Source organism: Citrobacter sp. KH_055_1 (assembly GCF_057838705.1).
Genome location: NZ_CM174473.1, coordinates 50,844 through 65,824, shown reverse-complemented (window position 1 = coordinate 65,824; position 14,981 = coordinate 50,844). Strand labels below are relative to the sequence as shown.

The following is a 14,981-nucleotide window of genomic DNA, read 5'->3' as shown; positions in this document are numbered from 1 at the left end:
AAAATACTGACCATTTCAGAGTGGTCATCGCTCCTACCACCACCCCCCAGTCACTTCTTCTACCAAAAATCCTCTCGAATATCTCTTCATTAGAAAATCCTTGGACTACATTTTACACTAAAAATTTATGGTAAACATAGTTGTCACCATCCCATTCAGGCGTATAAGGTAACTGAGCTAATACATTGTTATATTTTATTATAAATTTTGATTCATTCTTTATAAATTGGCTATATCGTAAATAAAGCATTCTAGCTGATACTTTATAATTCAGTTTATCCATTATATCTTTAGCCTTTTCACTAATGCTATTAGTGTTTTCGCTTTCACAATAAATTGCTCTTGTTGGATTCTCTTGTCTCAAAAGTTCTATTAAAAAAGCTCCCCAAGCGCCCGGCCATCTGGCTATTGTTCCTTGAAAAAATCGTCTATGCTTAAATAAACGACTTACATTTCCCAGAAGGAGTAAAGCTGTTTCCTCCTCATTTAAACTGGTATCTATAAATTTATAAATAATACCTTCCTTGCTAAAAATATTATCTATTAAATATTTATATTCATCTATAATATTTTTCCTTAACTCATCAGGAATATCTTTCGGGGGAACTTTTAAGGTGATTTCATCCATGCCGCCTGGGTCAATACAAAACCTTGCAAATACTCTAAAAATCTCAAACTCCATGAGCAATGCTACCCGATTAAAAGAGTCCTTATTATCATTTTTTTTGTTACACCGATATTTCGCGCATGTCATTATACCAAGATCATTAAGATATCCATAGAAGTGAAGATGATCAAGAGGATGAACAAGACTATTAAAATTATTAGCAAGTCTATAAGCTAAAGTGGCTGGGATATATATCCCCTCATATTTCTTTGTCAAATTCACCAACTGATTTATAAAATCAACTTTTTTAATACCATGCTCTGACACCATACAACTAAGAAGAGCGAAAGATATTTCTTTCTTCTTTTTCAAAATAGAATCTAGTACTTCATCAGGAATCTCATGTTTACCCTTCAACTTACTCATAAATTTTACATCATCGCCACTTAATGAAATTTCCAAACCACATATCAAATAGTGGGTTAAAATATCTAGTAGCGCTTCATCAGTGCTGATTTTATTTACAGTATCCTGTACATCCAAAGCTATATTTTGAAATAACTTTATATCTTCAGAAGATATGAATCTTGATGTATATACATTATGAAAATGAATAAGATCAAGTATGTCCATTACTGCTTTCTGCTCATTTGAGACTTTAGGCATTTGCTTACCTTAGTGTCTAAAAAAGTATCTGACATTTACCAATTTTACACACTAAAAGAACCTATTACTATCCTCTTCGTAGCAACAACTCTTCACGCCAAAACACTTGATTTATAAAGAGGTAAGTAATGTTAAACACCGATGCAATAAAGAATAAACTACAGGCTCGTAAAACAGCTACCTACATCAGGACTCGCCTTTCTTCTCATTTCGAGGGTTCCCCGAGCACTAAGCATGTATGGGGCACATGTGAAGTTCCAGCCGGGTTAGTAACGAGCCTAATCCCTGATCAAAAGCTCACTGATACTGTTCCGCCAAATTACAACCAAGATGATATTTTAGTCGACATGAAGTACATTGTGAGTAATTCAGGTCTGACAAATAAGTTCTTCTACGCTCAAATAAAGAAAGGCCTATTTCCATCGCCAATTAAGCTAGGGCGTTCTTCACGGTGGAAACTGAGTGAGTACCAAGAATGGGTTGAGCAAAGAGCAAATAAGCGAGGCTAATAGCCATCCAGAACAATAACTGGCTAGGTAATTTGTATGTTGATAACTACATTTAACATTATGTATATACCAGTCAGTTATTGATTATTTGATAATTAATTATAACACAACGTTATTTATATCAAATAGTATCACCCTAAATATTAAATTTTATATATGGATAAAATAATGGCTATCTGTATCCGTAAGAATTGCACCATGCCTGTTTGTGGAAACAATAAAGAGAGATCTAAGCGTCTTTGCAAACAACATTATGCCGCATATAACCAAAATAGAATAGCTAAAGAAGCTAAGGCATTATCAGTTTGTCATTATTGCGGCCTGTCCCTAGCACAAGTGAGAAATAAGAAATTCTGTAGTAAAACACACCGGCAGCTTGGTTCTAGAAAGCTTCTGGGTAAAGTAATAACGGATATTATCGGATTTTCTTACTGGGGTCATATTCAACATCATATTAAACGAAGCCCGATAGAACTAGCTTCAATTAATGAAGTGGATGACATCACAGGGCTATACCACTTGTACCAACGTAAAGCCAAACATCAAAGAAGCTATGTATCAGCACAGCAACAATCGGATGTATCTAAACCGTCATCCAAATTGAAACCAGTACCGCTTTTTAGGCTAGAAGTCTGCCATTTCTATCCGGTAAATAGTGGGGGTGAAAATACACCTAATAATGTGATCATTGCCCCATTGCGAATCAATCGCATGTTAAAAGATACTATTCCATACCAAGGTAGCCTTTTTCCAGGATTGAAAGCTTTAGGAAAGAAAATGCTACTGAATGGAAGTCTGTACGATGGTTTAGTTGCACGATTTGGAAAAAAGGTTGTAGACGAAGAGCTTTCATCAATTGGCAAACTGAAGCACTTCCATGGCAATTACGCTAAAAATCCGGAGTTTAGGGGAATGCATCATGAATTTCCCATACTAATGCTGTTAATTGAGGAATTATTACGCTTAGGGCACCATGACATTGTTAAATTTCTTCAAGGTATTCGGCGAGATTACGAGGCTCTTCTTCCTATCTATGTTGAATTAGTGGCTGCTATCATGCTTTATGCGATCTTAACAGGTGATCGTGACCGCTTCCTGATGCGTTTCATGAGGATTCAGCGTTGGTTTGACGATACAGCTTCATCCACAAGGCATCCATTTCGGGCATGGGGCAGGGACAACTACGAAAGATGCATGTACCTACTTCTAAGACGATATCTACGGCATTTTTATGGCGCAGCTATTGAGAGTCCCCAAGAAATCGTCGATCTCTACAATAGCTTTTTTTCACTTCAGGTTGTTGACGTCGGGGAGATGAGCCAAATCGTTAGCTTTTCCTATTTCATGGGCAGGCAGAGCAAAGAAACAACCTTTTTTATCATCCCAGAGTATATTTTTGACACACTACCAGATTCAGGTGACGCCTTCGGAAGTGGTCTTAAACTAAGTTGAAGAGGTGATGCAATACCTTACACAAATAGCGCCAAAATTGTCGTTATTGGCGCTCATTTTTCCACGCTTTGTGTCGGCAATACAGTAAGTTAACTTACCACCACCATTCCAAAAAATTTCACACCCTCATTACCCCTTTGAAATACCGAAAGACTTTCAGGTAATACATTCAAAGGAGCGCCTTATGTCCAAACACACTGATTCACAGGATGCGGTAAACGCATTCCAAGCCTGCCTTAACTTCCTACCCTCCTCTACAACTGAACGCATCCTGAAGCAATTAAAGCAATCCATCGACTACGAGCCAGTAATTGGAATTATGGGTAAAACCGGTGCAGGTAAAAGCAGCCTTTGCAACGCACTATTCCAGGAGCAAATTTGTCTTACTAGCGAGCTTATGGCTTGTACACGTGAGCCACAGCGCATGGTCCTCACTGTAGGCGAACGCTGCATAACCTTAGTCGATCTTCCTGGCGTGGGTGAAACTCCTGAGTTCGATGCTGAGTATATAGCGCTCTATCATCGTTTGTTTGTTGAACTGGATTTGGTTATTTGGGTATTACGGGCTGATGACCGCGCTCGGGCAATAGATATTACAACGCACCGATTGCTACTTTCTAATGGCGCTGATGCATCACGTTTCTTATTTGTGATAACTCAGGCTGAATGTATTCCTCCGTTGCCTACTAACTCTGAGTGCCAGGATCGGCCTTCTCCAACACAATACCTCTCGTTGGCCGCCATCAGCGCCCAAATTGCGGGTCAGTTTCCATCGTCTTATCCGGTAATAGCAGTTTCCGCTCATACCGGTTACAACCTGACTGCCCTTGTAGAGCTTACGGTGCATTCATTACCGATACAGGCCAGCAGCGCCTTTTATCGGCAATTGAAACCAGAGCACCTGACTACAGAGAGCAACGATGCTGTACGCCAGCGGTTTGGCGAGATGGCAGGAACTGCATTTGATACGGTGATAAACCCTGACTCTTTCCCGTCAGGCTGGACCAGCCTTTTGAGGAAACTGCGCCAAAAACTAGTGCAACTTGCCACCGTGCTGTGGGACAGAATCTTTAGCTAACTCCATCTCCGTCAGGTTGTGTCGCCATGATGAATATTTAATGGACAAAACCTTTTTTAACAATGCGTTATCGTGCCGCGCTATTTTCCTGTTTTCTACATTTTACCTATCTTTGCCGACATAACGTGTCCGGCCTGTCCTGCATAATAACTGCATGAAATAGCAACATATTTATTTCCCTGAGAGGCCATATGTCCGTCAACGAGCACGACTCACGTTACGACCGACTGGCGATCAGGTTGTCGGTCATTATTAGCCGCCTGCTTGCCGGAGAAACACTCACTCTGAAATCTCTGGTGGATGAATTTGGGGTTTCTGAACGCACCTTACAGCGTGATTTCAATCAACGACTGATCCATCTCGATATCCAGGATGAAAATGGACGATACCGCTTGAATGATAGCCAGCCTCCCGATCATTCATCTGGCGCATTCTCCTTTATCCGCACCACGGGGATCGCACGGATCATGCCGGTTCGGGACAAGCAACTGATGAACTTGTTGATGAATGAAACCGGCACCTCACCGTGCCTCATCTGGCATGCACCTCTGAAATCCCATGTGGCAATGCCGGAGTTCTTTTCCCGTCTGGTACAGGCAATCAGCCAGCAACGACAAATCACGGTGCTGGTCGAAGGGCAGCGCCATGAAGCGTTAGAACCCTACCGGCTCATCCACTACGTGGAAGAGTGGTATCTGGTGGTGTGCCAATCGGGGGAAATTCGTGTCTTTGCACTTACCACCATTGGTGCTGTTACGCTGGCTGATGGGCGTTTTAGCCGACGCGAAGATGTTACTTACCTGACAGCCGGTGAAGATTTTATCGCTGCACTTCCCCACTTCCCACTCATTAGCGATGTCATTAACAGCCTTCGCTATTAATCCCAGCCAACGGAATACACCTATGTGGCTGGTTTCCTCTTGTCTGTTATGGAGAACCTTCAATGAAAAATATTACTCTGAAAACTACGATGTTTGCTGTGGTGATGAGTATCACTGCCTCTAATGCCTCGGCAGCCTGGCAAGTTAATGGCACCTTCTGCCAATCCTACAGCGACGACGGGCAGATACTCATTCGCGTAAAACCCGCAACAATAGGTTTGATTGAGCAGCAACCGCAATGCAACGGACGGGGCTCAACCGAACTGGCTGGCAGTAACTTTAGTGTCAATGGTTCGTCTTATCCCTCCAGCGTGATGTGTAACGCCCAATCGAACTATCAGGCAGTGCAAACCACCACAACGACAAAAGATATCCAAAACATAATCAGCATGCTGCAAGAGAACCAATCGGTCAGCATCAATACCTTCGGTTCACGCTCTGAAGTTAATACCGCTGATTTTGCACAAGTTTGTTCATCCATCATTAACCAGAAAGTGGCCGACTTCGATCCCCAAAAAACCTATCAACAGGACATGACAAAGATGGGCTATAAACAGGATGAAAACGGCCAATGGCATAAACAATCAAAGCAGGCATATTCACGCGAAGCAGATCCTGAAATAGCCGCCAACTATGATCCCAAAGCGGGGGTTGCTGAAAATTCAGGAAAAGGAGGGTTCTATGGAGACGGAGCCAATAAAAATCTTTATGGTCCGGGTAGCCAGGCACAAAAAGATGCTGAAGCTGCAAACGAAGCACGCCGCCTTGCAGCACAAAATCGTATGTCAAAAAGCGCTACTGGAATTACAGAACCAGAGATGCAGGCAGCATTAGCGGCAGCGAAAAAGGCTTATGCTGCCAATTACGATCAAGAAACCCTCGCATCAGCTGACTTTGGATCATACAAACAAGCGCCTTCTGTACCAGATCCGGCAGATAAAACACAACAACTGCGTGTCGTGGAGTATGAGGTCTTTAATCCGGGCTATAAAACTTATGACAAAGTTCGCGTCACCCTCAACGCATCAGGTGCGGTGACTGGCACACAGGTTCAGTACGAAGGTCAGTAATACGCCATTCAACTGCTATTAATCATTTTATCCAGGCCATGCCTCCCCAGGGAAGTATGGCCTTTTCGCTTTTATGCCCGAAGGAATTAATTATGACTCGATTAGCCAGCCGCTTTGGTGCGGTCAATTTAGTGCGCCGTGATCGCCCGTTAACCCACGATGAACTGGCGCATTACGTTCCGAGTGTCTTCAGTGAAGAAAAGCATGAATCCCGCAGTGAACGTTACACATACATCCCTACTATTACCCTCCTCGATAACCTTCAACGCGAGGGTTTTCAACCGTTCTTTGCCTGCCAGACCCGCGTGCGAGATCTGAGTAAGCGAGAACACACCAAACACATGCTGCGCCTGCGTCGCGAAGGACAAATTACCGGCAAACAGGTGCCAGAAATAATTCTGCTTAATAGCCATGACGGTTCAAGCTCATACCAGATGCTGCCAGGGTTGTTTAGATCGGTTTGCCAAAATGGACTGATTTGCGGTGAAAGTTTTGGGGAAGTGCGTGTGCCGCATAAAGGCAATGTCGTGGAGAAAGTCATTGAAGGGGCTTACGAAATACTGGGGATATTTGACCGAGTAGAAGAGAGGCGCGATGCCATGCAGTCGCTTATGTTACCGCCACCTGCTCAGCACGCCATTGCGAAAGCGGCATTAACCTATCGTTTTGGTGAAGAGCATCAACCAGTGACGGAATCACAGATACTTTCCCCGCGCCGATGGCAGGATGAAAGTAACGATCTTTGGACTACCTACCAACGCATTCAGGAAAACCTGATTAAAGGTGGGCTATCGGGACGAACCATCAAAGGTAAACGCGCTCATACACGCGCAGTGAAAGGGATCGACGGTGATGTGAAGCTCAATCGAGCACTGTGGGTTATGGCTGAGAATATGCTGCAACTTGCTTCATGAACTCTGTCACGAAGGCTCTTTTGCCCCTACGACTAAACTGGTAGGGCTTTTTGCTTTAAGGAACAATTATGTCTGCACCCTATTTATTCCCGGAATTTCCTGTAAACGAGCAACGTGTTATACAACGCGCACTGCGATTGCTGGAGAAGTATCAGCGTCAACCCAGCGAATCATTTACTAGCACCAGCGTTACTAAAGCCTGGCTTCAACTCAGGATGGCACACCTTGAGCGTGAAGCTTTCATCGTGATGTATCTCGACAATCAGCACTGTTTGCTGGAACGCGAAACACTGTTTACCGGCACACTGAGCCATACCGAGGTACATCCCCGCGAAGTGGTGAAATCGGCTCTGAGGCATAATGCTGCTGCGGTAATTCTGGCGCACAACCATCCATCTGGTACGACAGAAATCAGCCAGCAAGATAAACATATTACTCAGCGTATCGTGAAAGCGCTGGCGCTGGTGGAAGTGCGCGTGCTGGATCATCTCGTAGTCGGGAATGAGACAATTTCATTTGCTGAGCTGGGATTACTTTAAAAGGAGGTTCTCATGTCATTAATACCAGCCCATGAATGGGGGCTACAAAGAGAAATTGTTCCACGGTTTGGTGCCAGATTAGTTCAGGAAGGCAACCGGCTGCATTATCTGGCTGACAGGGCTAATTTGATGGGCAATTTCAGCGATACGGAATGCTTCAAATTGAATGACGCATTTCCACACTTTATCAGCCAGATGGAATCGATGCTGACCACTGGTGAACTGGACCCCTGCCATCATCACTGTGTCACGCTCTACCATAACGGTTTTACCTGCGAAGCCGACACCCATGGTAGTTGCGGCTATGTGTACATCGCCGCTTATCTAACTCAACGCTAATTAATTTCACGAGAGCAAACATGAATACTCAACCTGCAACAAGTCCGCAGGCGGCGAAGCCATGCCCGTCGCCCGTGGCTGTCTGGCAAATGTTACTGACACGCCTGCTGGAACAGCACTATGTCCTGACACTAAACGACACGCCGTTCAATAATGAAACTGTTATTCAGGAACACATTGAGGCCGGTATTACTCTGGCCGATGCCGTAAATTTTCTGGTTGAACGCTATGAACTAGTCCGTATTGACCAAAGAAGCTTCTCCGTGCAAGATCCAGAGCCTTGGTTAACATCTATGGATGTCCATCGAGCTCGATTTAAACTCAACATGGAACGTTTATAATTTAGCCAGTTAACTGACAAGAAAAAACATGTGGGGGCATATTTGGGGGCATACTCACAAATCGCATAGAAAAATAATGAATAAATTCAACATAATTACCAACCTAATGCGACTCCTGTGATCTCCGCCAAAATGCTTTTCTTATCCCAGCCATTTGTCATATCTCCTCAGTACACGAATTCATTTATGATCCTCGTTCAAATGTTTAAATTCAATTATTGATAACGAGAATCATATATGAGTACTGCACTTACCATTATAGCCATTACTGCCACTTTGATTAGCCCATTAATAGCTATTCAAACTCAAAAATTCATTGAAAAACATTCACAAATAAAATCATTAAAGATTGATATATTCAAACAACTCATGGCAACCAGATCTCCGAATGCTCGACTGTCTAACGAACATGTTCGTGCATTAAATATGATCGACTTAGCATTTTATGGAAAAATAAGAAGAGGAAAGGCCAGAAGAAGCGCTTCTGAAAGTGATGTATTATCTTCCTGGAAGCTTTATTTTGCACATTTGAATACATCATACCCTGATAACGACAACGCCTTAGGAACCATATGGAACCAAATAAGCAACAATCTTTTCTTGGACTTATTGTCAGAGATCGCAAAAGATATTGGCTATAATTTTGAGCGAGTGCAGTTACAAACAGCTATATATTCCCCTGTGGCTCATGGGGCAATAGAGAACGACCAATTAAAAATCAGGAAGGGTTTAGCTGCAATATTTTCAGGAGAAGATGCCTTAAAAATGGAGATCATAAATATCCCAGGAAGGCAGGATAATTAATCGGCCCACTATTTATCTTGAGGCTCAATCTGCAGCCTTACCAACTCCTTTCTCCCCAAGGTTTTGAGCCAATTCCCCAAGCTCATCCCCTCTGCCTTTGCAGCTGCCTCGAACTGCGCCTTTAACTCAGGCGTGATACGAATCTGGAAGGTCGGTGCTTTTCCGGATTTGGACTGGTTTGGGTCGCGTTTAACCGTTGACATGTACGTACCTATAAGAGCAAGACATCACCAACCAGGTACGTACTTTTCCTTTGGCGACCTGATCTATAAATGCTCCCACCCGGTATTCGCAGTACCTGACGAGTGCTAACCTCACCAACTATCAAGGAGTTGATTATGGCTGATTCGCATTCTACCCCAGACACTGACCAATCCGGAGCCGAGCGTTCGTTAATTGTGGGATATCGCCCGAATGTTTTCGACATATCCACGCCCAAAATTATCCTTCCCGGCAAGTGGTTACGCACGGCTGGGTTTGATACCGGACAACAGATTACCGTAAAAGTGATGAACGGTTGTATCGTCCTGATGGTCTATGGCGAGCAGGAGCAACGGCTGCAGGATGAGTTGAAAGAGGTACAGCAGAAGCTGGCAAGAATTGAGAGTACGCTGGCGACTCTCCAGTGAAGTACAGCTGAACCTGTAAGCCATACTTACAGGTTCACCAGGTGCCGGATGGCGCTATCGCTTATCCGGCCTACTTTTCTGGCCCCCTCTTCATAGTGACCACCAGAAAGATATCGACTATAATGAACGAATCGAACGATTCATGCGAAATGGTGACAATATGCATACTCTTACGGCAAATGAAGCCAAAACACAATTTGGCGATATGCTGCTTAAAGCACAGCGAGAACCTGTGCAAATTAACCGTAACGGTAAGCCTGTTGCAGTCGTCGTTTCCATTGAGGACTATGAACAAATGGAAGCCATGAAGCTCCAGTTACTGAAGGCCAAAATTCAGCGTGCTCAGAACGATATTCATTCGGGCAATACTGTCGACGGCGATGCTTTTTTTGATGAGTTGATGGATCAACACAAAGGATAAAAAGTGAGTTACAAACTTACTGGGGAAGCACAGCGCGATATTATTGAAATCCGTGATTACACATCAAGAAATTGGGGCGCTAAACAGTCCAGGGATTATCTTAGTAAATTACAGGTCGTTCTCTCCCAATTAGCTGAAATGCCAGGCATGGGGCAACATCGCATTGATGATTTTGGTGAAGATGTTTACAGCTTTCCTTATGTTAGCCATACGATTTACTATAGTGCACAAGACACAAATATTGTTGTATTGGCAGTCTTACACCAAAGCCGAGTACCAACAAAACATCTGGGACAACGTTTGTAGCTCACCACCTTATTTGCCGGATGGCGCTGACGCTTATCCGGTCTACTTTCAAAATCAATTATTCTTCCATAACCAATCATCCCACTTATATATAAGTATTTTAAATTCAGCCGTAGAATAATTTATTTATTTTTCTCTATTATTAATACCTTCACTATTGCAAACCAACCGTAAAAACCTCATATATTATTTTCTCAACAAAATGGATTATTAAAATGGCAATTCCTGCTTATCTCTGGCTCAAAGACGATGGTGGCTCACTTATAAAGGGATCTGTTGATGTAACCAATCGCGAACGCTCAATCGAGGTGATATCGTTTAGCCATAACCTTTACATCCCCACGGATGGCAATACAGGAAAGCTTACTGGCACACGTGTGCACGGCGCACTGATTTTTGAGAAGGAATTCGATAGCGCTTCACCTTATCTTTTTAAAGCCGTTGCCACAGGGCAAAGCTTGCAATCGGCAGAATTTAGGTGGTACGAGATCAATAATGCAGGTCAGGAAGTAGAGTACTACAACATGCTCCTCGAAGGGGTTAAAGTTGTATCCGTAACACCGATGATGCATGACACTAAAACTGTCATCAATGTTGGTCATAGTGAACAAGTACAGCTGCGTTACGATAAAATTACTTGGCATTATCTCGATGGTAATATCCAGTATTCGGATGCTTGGAATGAACGCATAACCGAATAAGTGAAATCATATGGACACTATCGAAGAGCTTAACGGTACATATTTCTACAGAGGGTTTGCTAATCTTTCAGCAGGAGAACTTCTTTTCTGGATTTTCCTTGATGAAACCAGTGAACAATTTGGCGTAAATGATTACATGACCTTGGGTCTAATTTTACTTGGTCAACCTACGATCGCAACCAGAGGTAAGCCGATAGGGGCAACAGCAGGGACATCACCTCTGAGCTCTCAGCTACGACACTGGTTAAATATAGAAAACAGACGTTTACCCACCCTAACTACAGGAAGTATAAGACGATTAAAATTTGCATATGTAACAAATCTAGGCGCTTTTGTTGGAAGATGGATTCCAATATTGGGGATTATCATAATGGCTTATGACGTGAGTGTGATTTCATACAAAGCCACAATTAAATACAACACCATAGCCAGAGGTAAAGATAAGCTATGGTAAGTGATAATGATGTCATCGCCTGGTACGATGAAACATTTAATAAACCCAGCTTATTCTTTAAAAAGCGTTGGCCAGTCACCCTCGATACCAGTCTTTCAACGGGAGATTATGTGTGGGCCAGTGAAACGGGCGCAGACATCATGGATGCTTACTTTGCAACTTTCAATGTTGATTGCACCAATTTCGATTTTTATAAATATTGGCCTAATGAGACATTCATACTTTATGCAATTTTTACCTGTAGCAGAGATGACGATAAGCCACAGCCATTAACACTCCGCATGCTGGCAGAGTCAGCAAAAGCGGGTAAATGGCTTTATGACTGAGCCTTATTGACGAATGTCATTTATCCGACATACCGCTTCCAAAAAAAATAAAGCCGCTGACCCATTAATCAGCGGCTTTTCCATTACTCACTTATATCAGAAGTTGTATTTCACGCCCAGCATACCGCGGGTATCGCTGTAGCCTTTATCGCCGACCTGTTGAGCCACGTTGCTCCACACGTTGAGTCGCGGGGTGATTTGGCCTTCGACACCGACTTTCAGTTCGGCGATGTTTTTTGTGCCGCGCATGTCGTTGCTGACATCGTCCATTTTCACGCGGGCGGTCTGCGTATTGTGGATCCAGTTGGCTTCAACAAACGGCTGGAACTCGCGAGATTTACCGTCGTCGATGGCGTTGTGGCCATTGATGAAGGCCTTCACGCCCAGGCGGGTCATCAGGTTGCCTGCGGTATCATCCTTCACGCGGGTGCCGTTCGCTTCGCGGTGATCGTCGGCCTGCACGTCCATCCACACCACCTGCGCTTTCGGTTGCAGCCAGTAGCTGTTGCGCTCGCTTTCACCCAGTTTGAAGCTGTAACCGGCTTCCACCGAGGTGGTTACCCCGCTGGATTTATACTTCTCCGCCGCCTGCTCCTGGCCCATCACCTTGTTATCAAACCAGTTGTACAGCACCCAGCTATCCACATAAGTACCGGTCTTGTCGGCGTCATTCGCGTACCAGGTACCGTACAGACCCACGCTGTAACCGGTAACCTGACCGCGTGATGCGTAACCGGTCAGACTGGACTGCGTGCGGTTCTGGCTGTTGGCGTAGCCTGCCATCGCGCCGATCTGCCAGCGATCGAGACCGTCGCTACTCCACTGAGCCAGGTCGCCGCCTAACTGCAATACATAGCTGTTGCTTTGAGTTTTCAACTGCCCGCTGCCATCTTTAAAGCGGGTATGGCCGCCGACGTTGCGCATCCACAGGCTGGTGACTTTTTTCTCGCCCGTCAGCATATCGGTGTACTGCGTTTCCCCCAGACGATCGTGCAGTCGGGTCATAAACAAGGTATTGGCGGCAAAGTTGTTAGCCAGATAGCTGCCCGCTTCCGGGCGGTACTGCTGTTCAGTTACCGGCGGCACAACAGGCTCTTCTGGCTCAGGGATCACAGGGTCCACGGGATCAATGGGGTCTGGATCAACCGGCTCAGGGTCAGTTGGGTCGACAGGATCGGGGTCAACCGGACCAGGTGGAGTGACCGGAATAAAACTGGTCAGATACCAGTTGTTGTCCTTCTGTACCACGTTGTAATCATACGCACCGGCAACAATACGGCCCGCTTTTTCAAAGGTACCGTCGGAATTGCCCGCCACTTCAATGATTTCAATTCCTTCTACGGTTTGCGCCCCGGTTCCGCCGATGTTGTTCACCACCACGAACGTGTTACCCGCCGTATTGCCAAGTACCTTCAGCTTATCGGTTTCGGAGGCGTCATCATGAAGCACGGTGTTAAAAACCAGTTTGCCGCCGTTGCCGGTGAAATCCTCATTGATGGTCAGCGTCTGCCACGCTTCGTCGCCACCGTGGCCAAAGTTAACGACTGCCCCGCTGTTTAACGTCAGGTCGGTGAGCGTTGAGCTGTGGGTCATATTCCACGTCGCATCGCGCATTTGCAGCGAGATAACCCCCGTCCCTGCCGTGGCACTGGTGATATATGACGCCCCATTCCACAACGAGTTATCGGTCATGTTGAGCTTAATCGTACTGTTTTGCTGCGCCAGCGTGCTGATCGCCGCAGTGCCGCTGGCGGCGTGCAAATCACCGTCGATGAGGAAGCGACCGCCCGCCGAGCCGTCGACGATACCGCCCATTTCAGTGCTGATGGCATAGCTTTCGTTGCTGTGATCGCCCGCCATGGTAATGGCTGCACCACCGGCGAGGTTTATCGCACCGCGTGAAAGCGCAAACAGACCGCGTGGGGCTTTGCTGTATGAAGTCGCTTTTCCAGCACTGTTCACGCTAATGGTCGCTTTGTCGCCCAGGTTCACGGTCGCGTTCGTGGAGTAGACCGCATGTGCACTGATACCGTTCACCGTAATCGTGGCGTTATTGCCCAGTTCCGTTTTGGACGATGAGGCGGCATAAATCCCCGTTGAGGAAGCACCCGACGTCTCGATGGTAGCGTCATTGCCAAGCAGGATCGAGGAACCACTCCGCCCGGTGCGAAGACCTTCAGAGCCGTCGCCGGTCGTCACAATGTGTGCCCGGTCGCCAACGACAATCGTATTTTTGGCCTCCGTAGCGTCTTTCATTGCGTTTGCAGTGATACCACGCCCCTGGTAACCGGTGGTTTGAATATACAGATCGTCACCGACGTAAATGCTGGCCGATCCTTTCCAACCTTGGCTAAAGGAGTTGTAACCAGCGTTAATACCGTCACCATCCTGACCGTCCACATAAATGGAGGTACGGTCGCCGGTGATAATAAAGACCGGGTTATCTGGCGTATTAGCTCCGTGTGTACGGATACCATCAACGTCTTTACCGTTGTTAGCGGCATTCTTTGACTGAGTATGAATCGTCAGGTCATCACCGAAAATAACCCCTGGGCTTCCCGTGTTGCCGTTCTGAATAACGGTAAGGGAGTGTTCAAAGGCTTCTGCGCCAGGTCCATTAAGCGTCACCCCGTGGCCATAAACGGGAATCGTGCCCGCATTCCATTGATAAACATAATTCGGCAACGCGCTGGTTTTCGCGAAATGAGCATTCGCCTGAGCAGGAATTAACGCCTGCAATTCCGGGGGCAAACTGCTCACCAGCCCGCTGGAGGGAAGACTGTCGACATCCACCCATGCCGCGTGGGATGAAAATACCATAGAAGCTAATGCGGCAGACACCGCTATGGCTAGACGTGAGTAATACTTAGGATTGGGCATAATTGCCTCCTACATTTAGGCGTAGAGAGTCCACCACATCGTAATAATGTGGAAATAATAAAAA

19 protein-coding genes are annotated in these 14,981 nt (G+C 45.3%); 16 read left to right on the top strand and 3 right to left on the bottom strand.

Annotated features, from left to right (window positions below):
• Nucleotides 1-112: 112 nt before the first annotated feature.
• Nucleotides 113-1,273 carry a hypothetical protein gene (locus tag AC3ITF_RS00355; RefSeq protein ID WP_489176049.1) on the bottom strand — a complete coding sequence of 387 codons (1,161 nt, stop codon included), beginning with the start codon at nucleotides 1,271-1,273 and terminating at the stop codon, nucleotides 113-115.
• Nucleotides 1,274-1,620: 347 nt separating this feature from the next.
• Here AC3ITF_RS00355 and AC3ITF_RS00350 point away from each other — a divergent pair, with 347 nt between their 5' ends.
• The 10 genes from AC3ITF_RS00350 (at nucleotide 1,621) to AC3ITF_RS00305 (ending at nucleotide 9,200) form a co-directional block, all read left to right on the top strand.
• A complete protein-coding gene (locus AC3ITF_RS00350) occupies nucleotides 1,621-1,782 on the top strand; it encodes a helix-turn-helix transcriptional regulator (RefSeq protein WP_489176465.1) in 162 nt (53 codons plus the stop codon).
• A gap of 168 nt (nucleotides 1,783-1,950) precedes the next feature.
• Nucleotides 1,951-3,234 carry a hypothetical protein gene (locus AC3ITF_RS00345; protein ID WP_489176048.1) on the top strand — a complete coding sequence of 428 codons (1,284 nt, stop codon included), beginning with the start codon at nucleotides 1,951-1,953 and terminating at the stop codon, nucleotides 3,232-3,234.
• 184 nt (nucleotides 3,235-3,418) lie between these two features.
• The gene (locus AC3ITF_RS00340; RefSeq protein WP_489176047.1) at nucleotides 3,419-4,312 is read left to right on the top strand and encodes a GTPase family protein; all 894 of its coding nucleotides are present in this window, start codon (nucleotides 3,419-3,421) and stop codon (nucleotides 4,310-4,312) included.
• A 191-nt stretch (nucleotides 4,313-4,503) separates the two neighbouring features.
• On the top strand, nucleotides 4,504-5,193 hold the full coding sequence (locus tag AC3ITF_RS00335; RefSeq protein ID WP_489176046.1) for a helix-turn-helix transcriptional regulator: 690 nt from the start codon (nucleotides 4,504-4,506) through the stop codon (nucleotides 5,191-5,193).
• A 62-nt stretch (nucleotides 5,194-5,255) separates the two neighbouring features.
• Nucleotides 5,256-6,263, top strand: coding sequence for a hypothetical protein (locus tag AC3ITF_RS00330; RefSeq protein WP_489176045.1), 1,008 nt, complete (start codon nucleotides 5,256-5,258; stop codon nucleotides 6,261-6,263).
• 92 nt (nucleotides 6,264-6,355) lie between these two features.
• On the top strand, nucleotides 6,356-7,177 hold the full coding sequence (locus AC3ITF_RS00325) for a DUF932 domain-containing protein (protein ID WP_489176044.1): 822 nt from the start codon (nucleotides 6,356-6,358) through the stop codon (nucleotides 7,175-7,177).
• A gap of 68 nt (nucleotides 7,178-7,245) precedes the next feature.
• On the top strand, nucleotides 7,246-7,716 hold the full coding sequence (radC, locus tag AC3ITF_RS00320; protein ID WP_489176043.1) for a RadC family protein: 471 nt from the start codon (nucleotides 7,246-7,248) through the stop codon (nucleotides 7,714-7,716).
• 12 nt (nucleotides 7,717-7,728) lie between these two features.
• On the top strand, nucleotides 7,729-8,055 hold the full coding sequence (locus AC3ITF_RS00315) for a type IV toxin-antitoxin system YeeU family antitoxin (RefSeq protein ID WP_489176042.1): 327 nt from the start codon (nucleotides 7,729-7,731) through the stop codon (nucleotides 8,053-8,055).
• Between the two features lie 20 nt (nucleotides 8,056-8,075).
• Nucleotides 8,076-8,396 (top strand): TA system toxin CbtA family protein, encoded by a 321-nt coding sequence (locus AC3ITF_RS00310; protein ID WP_489176041.1) that lies wholly within the window; start codon nucleotides 8,076-8,078, stop codon nucleotides 8,394-8,396.
• A 237-nt stretch (nucleotides 8,397-8,633) separates the two neighbouring features.
• The gene (locus AC3ITF_RS00305; protein WP_181540235.1) at nucleotides 8,634-9,200 is read left to right on the top strand and encodes a DUF6680 family protein; all 567 of its coding nucleotides are present in this window, start codon (nucleotides 8,634-8,636) and stop codon (nucleotides 9,198-9,200) included.
• An 8-nt stretch (nucleotides 9,201-9,208) separates the two neighbouring features.
• Here the strand turns inward: AC3ITF_RS00305 and AC3ITF_RS00300 are convergent, their stop codons facing one another.
• A complete protein-coding gene (locus AC3ITF_RS00300; RefSeq protein WP_146718178.1) occupies nucleotides 9,209-9,403 on the bottom strand; it encodes a toxin-antitoxin system HicB family antitoxin in 195 nt (64 codons plus the stop codon).
• 135 nt (nucleotides 9,404-9,538) lie between these two features.
• Here AC3ITF_RS00300 and AC3ITF_RS00295 point away from each other — a divergent pair, with 135 nt between their 5' ends.
• The 6 genes from AC3ITF_RS00295 to AC3ITF_RS00270 all read left to right on the top strand — a co-directional run bounded on the left by AC3ITF_RS00295 (nucleotide 9,539) and on the right by AC3ITF_RS00270 (nucleotide 12,037).
• Entirely contained in the window at nucleotides 9,539-9,829 is a 291-nt protein-coding gene (locus tag AC3ITF_RS00295; protein WP_181618267.1) for a SymE family type I addiction module toxin, read from the top strand.
• A 160-nt stretch (nucleotides 9,830-9,989) separates the two neighbouring features.
• Nucleotides 9,990-10,250 (top strand): type II toxin-antitoxin system Phd/YefM family antitoxin, encoded by a 261-nt coding sequence (locus AC3ITF_RS00290; protein ID WP_117342569.1) that lies wholly within the window; start codon nucleotides 9,990-9,992, stop codon nucleotides 10,248-10,250.
• Nucleotides 10,251-10,253: 3 nt separating this feature from the next.
• Nucleotides 10,254-10,556 carry a type II toxin-antitoxin system RelE/ParE family toxin gene (locus AC3ITF_RS00285; RefSeq protein ID WP_489176040.1) on the top strand — a complete coding sequence of 101 codons (303 nt, stop codon included), beginning with the start codon at nucleotides 10,254-10,256 and terminating at the stop codon, nucleotides 10,554-10,556.
• Between the two features lie 215 nt (nucleotides 10,557-10,771).
• Entirely contained in the window at nucleotides 10,772-11,257 is a 486-nt protein-coding gene (locus AC3ITF_RS00280; RefSeq protein ID WP_489176039.1) for an Hcp family type VI secretion system effector, read from the top strand.
• A 10-nt stretch (nucleotides 11,258-11,267) separates the two neighbouring features.
• Complete coding sequence (locus AC3ITF_RS00275) at nucleotides 11,268-11,711, top strand: STM2901 family protein (RefSeq protein WP_489176038.1); 444 nt, start codon at nucleotides 11,268-11,270, stop codon at nucleotides 11,709-11,711.
• Nucleotides 11,705-12,037 carry a DUF1493 family protein gene (locus tag AC3ITF_RS00270; RefSeq protein WP_115257149.1) on the top strand — a complete coding sequence of 111 codons (333 nt, stop codon included), beginning with the start codon at nucleotides 11,705-11,707 and terminating at the stop codon, nucleotides 12,035-12,037. The genes AC3ITF_RS00275 and AC3ITF_RS00270 overlap by 7 nt, the downstream gene beginning before the upstream one ends.
• Before the next feature lie 96 nt (nucleotides 12,038-12,133).
• On the opposite strand, the gene misL is transcribed toward AC3ITF_RS00270, so the two are convergent.
• Entirely contained in the window at nucleotides 12,134-14,917 is a 2,784-nt protein-coding gene (misL, locus tag AC3ITF_RS00265) for an intestinal colonization autotransporter adhesin MisL (protein ID WP_489176037.1), read from the bottom strand.
• Between the last annotated feature and the right edge of the window lie 64 nt (nucleotides 14,918-14,981).

What these genes read in the sequence shown, in the direction of transcription:
- AC3ITF_RS00330 (WP_489176045.1), top strand. Translation starts at nt 5,256, where the DNA reads ATGAAAAATATTACTCTGAAAACTACGATGTTTGCTGTGGTGATGAGT.
- misL (WP_489176037.1), bottom strand. Translation starts at nt 14,917, where the DNA reads ATGCCCAATCCTAAGTATTACTCACGTCTAGCCATAGCGGTGTCTGCC.
- AC3ITF_RS00315 (WP_489176042.1), top strand. Translation starts at nt 7,729, where the DNA reads ATGTCATTAATACCAGCCCATGAATGGGGGCTACAAAGAGAAATTGTT.
- AC3ITF_RS00270 (WP_115257149.1), top strand. Translation starts at nt 11,705, where the DNA reads ATGGTAAGTGATAATGATGTCATCGCCTGGTACGATGAAACATTTAAT.
- AC3ITF_RS00350 (WP_489176465.1), top strand. Translation starts at nt 1,621, where the DNA reads ATGAAGTACATTGTGAGTAATTCAGGTCTGACAAATAAGTTCTTCTAC.
- AC3ITF_RS00335 (WP_489176046.1), top strand. Translation starts at nt 4,504, where the DNA reads ATGTCCGTCAACGAGCACGACTCACGTTACGACCGACTGGCGATCAGG.
- AC3ITF_RS00305 (WP_181540235.1), top strand. Translation starts at nt 8,634, where the DNA reads ATGAGTACTGCACTTACCATTATAGCCATTACTGCCACTTTGATTAGC.
- AC3ITF_RS00345 (WP_489176048.1), top strand. Translation starts at nt 1,951, where the DNA reads ATGGCTATCTGTATCCGTAAGAATTGCACCATGCCTGTTTGTGGAAAC.
- AC3ITF_RS00295 (WP_181618267.1), top strand. Translation starts at nt 9,539, where the DNA reads ATGGCTGATTCGCATTCTACCCCAGACACTGACCAATCCGGAGCCGAG.
- AC3ITF_RS00355 (WP_489176049.1), bottom strand. Translation starts at nt 1,273, where the DNA reads ATGCCTAAAGTCTCAAATGAGCAGAAAGCAGTAATGGACATACTTGAT.
- AC3ITF_RS00310 (WP_489176041.1), top strand. Translation starts at nt 8,076, where the DNA reads ATGAATACTCAACCTGCAACAAGTCCGCAGGCGGCGAAGCCATGCCCG.
- AC3ITF_RS00300 (WP_146718178.1), bottom strand. Translation starts at nt 9,403, where the DNA reads ATGTCAACGGTTAAACGCGACCCAAACCAGTCCAAATCCGGAAAAGCA.
- AC3ITF_RS00280 (WP_489176039.1), top strand. Translation starts at nt 10,772, where the DNA reads ATGGCAATTCCTGCTTATCTCTGGCTCAAAGACGATGGTGGCTCACTT.
- AC3ITF_RS00290 (WP_117342569.1), top strand. Translation starts at nt 9,990, where the DNA reads ATGCATACTCTTACGGCAAATGAAGCCAAAACACAATTTGGCGATATG.
- AC3ITF_RS00340 (WP_489176047.1), top strand. Translation starts at nt 3,419, where the DNA reads ATGTCCAAACACACTGATTCACAGGATGCGGTAAACGCATTCCAAGCC.
- radC (WP_489176043.1), top strand. Translation starts at nt 7,246, where the DNA reads ATGTCTGCACCCTATTTATTCCCGGAATTTCCTGTAAACGAGCAACGT.
- AC3ITF_RS00275 (WP_489176038.1), top strand. Translation starts at nt 11,268, where the DNA reads ATGGACACTATCGAAGAGCTTAACGGTACATATTTCTACAGAGGGTTT.
- AC3ITF_RS00325 (WP_489176044.1), top strand. Translation starts at nt 6,356, where the DNA reads ATGACTCGATTAGCCAGCCGCTTTGGTGCGGTCAATTTAGTGCGCCGT.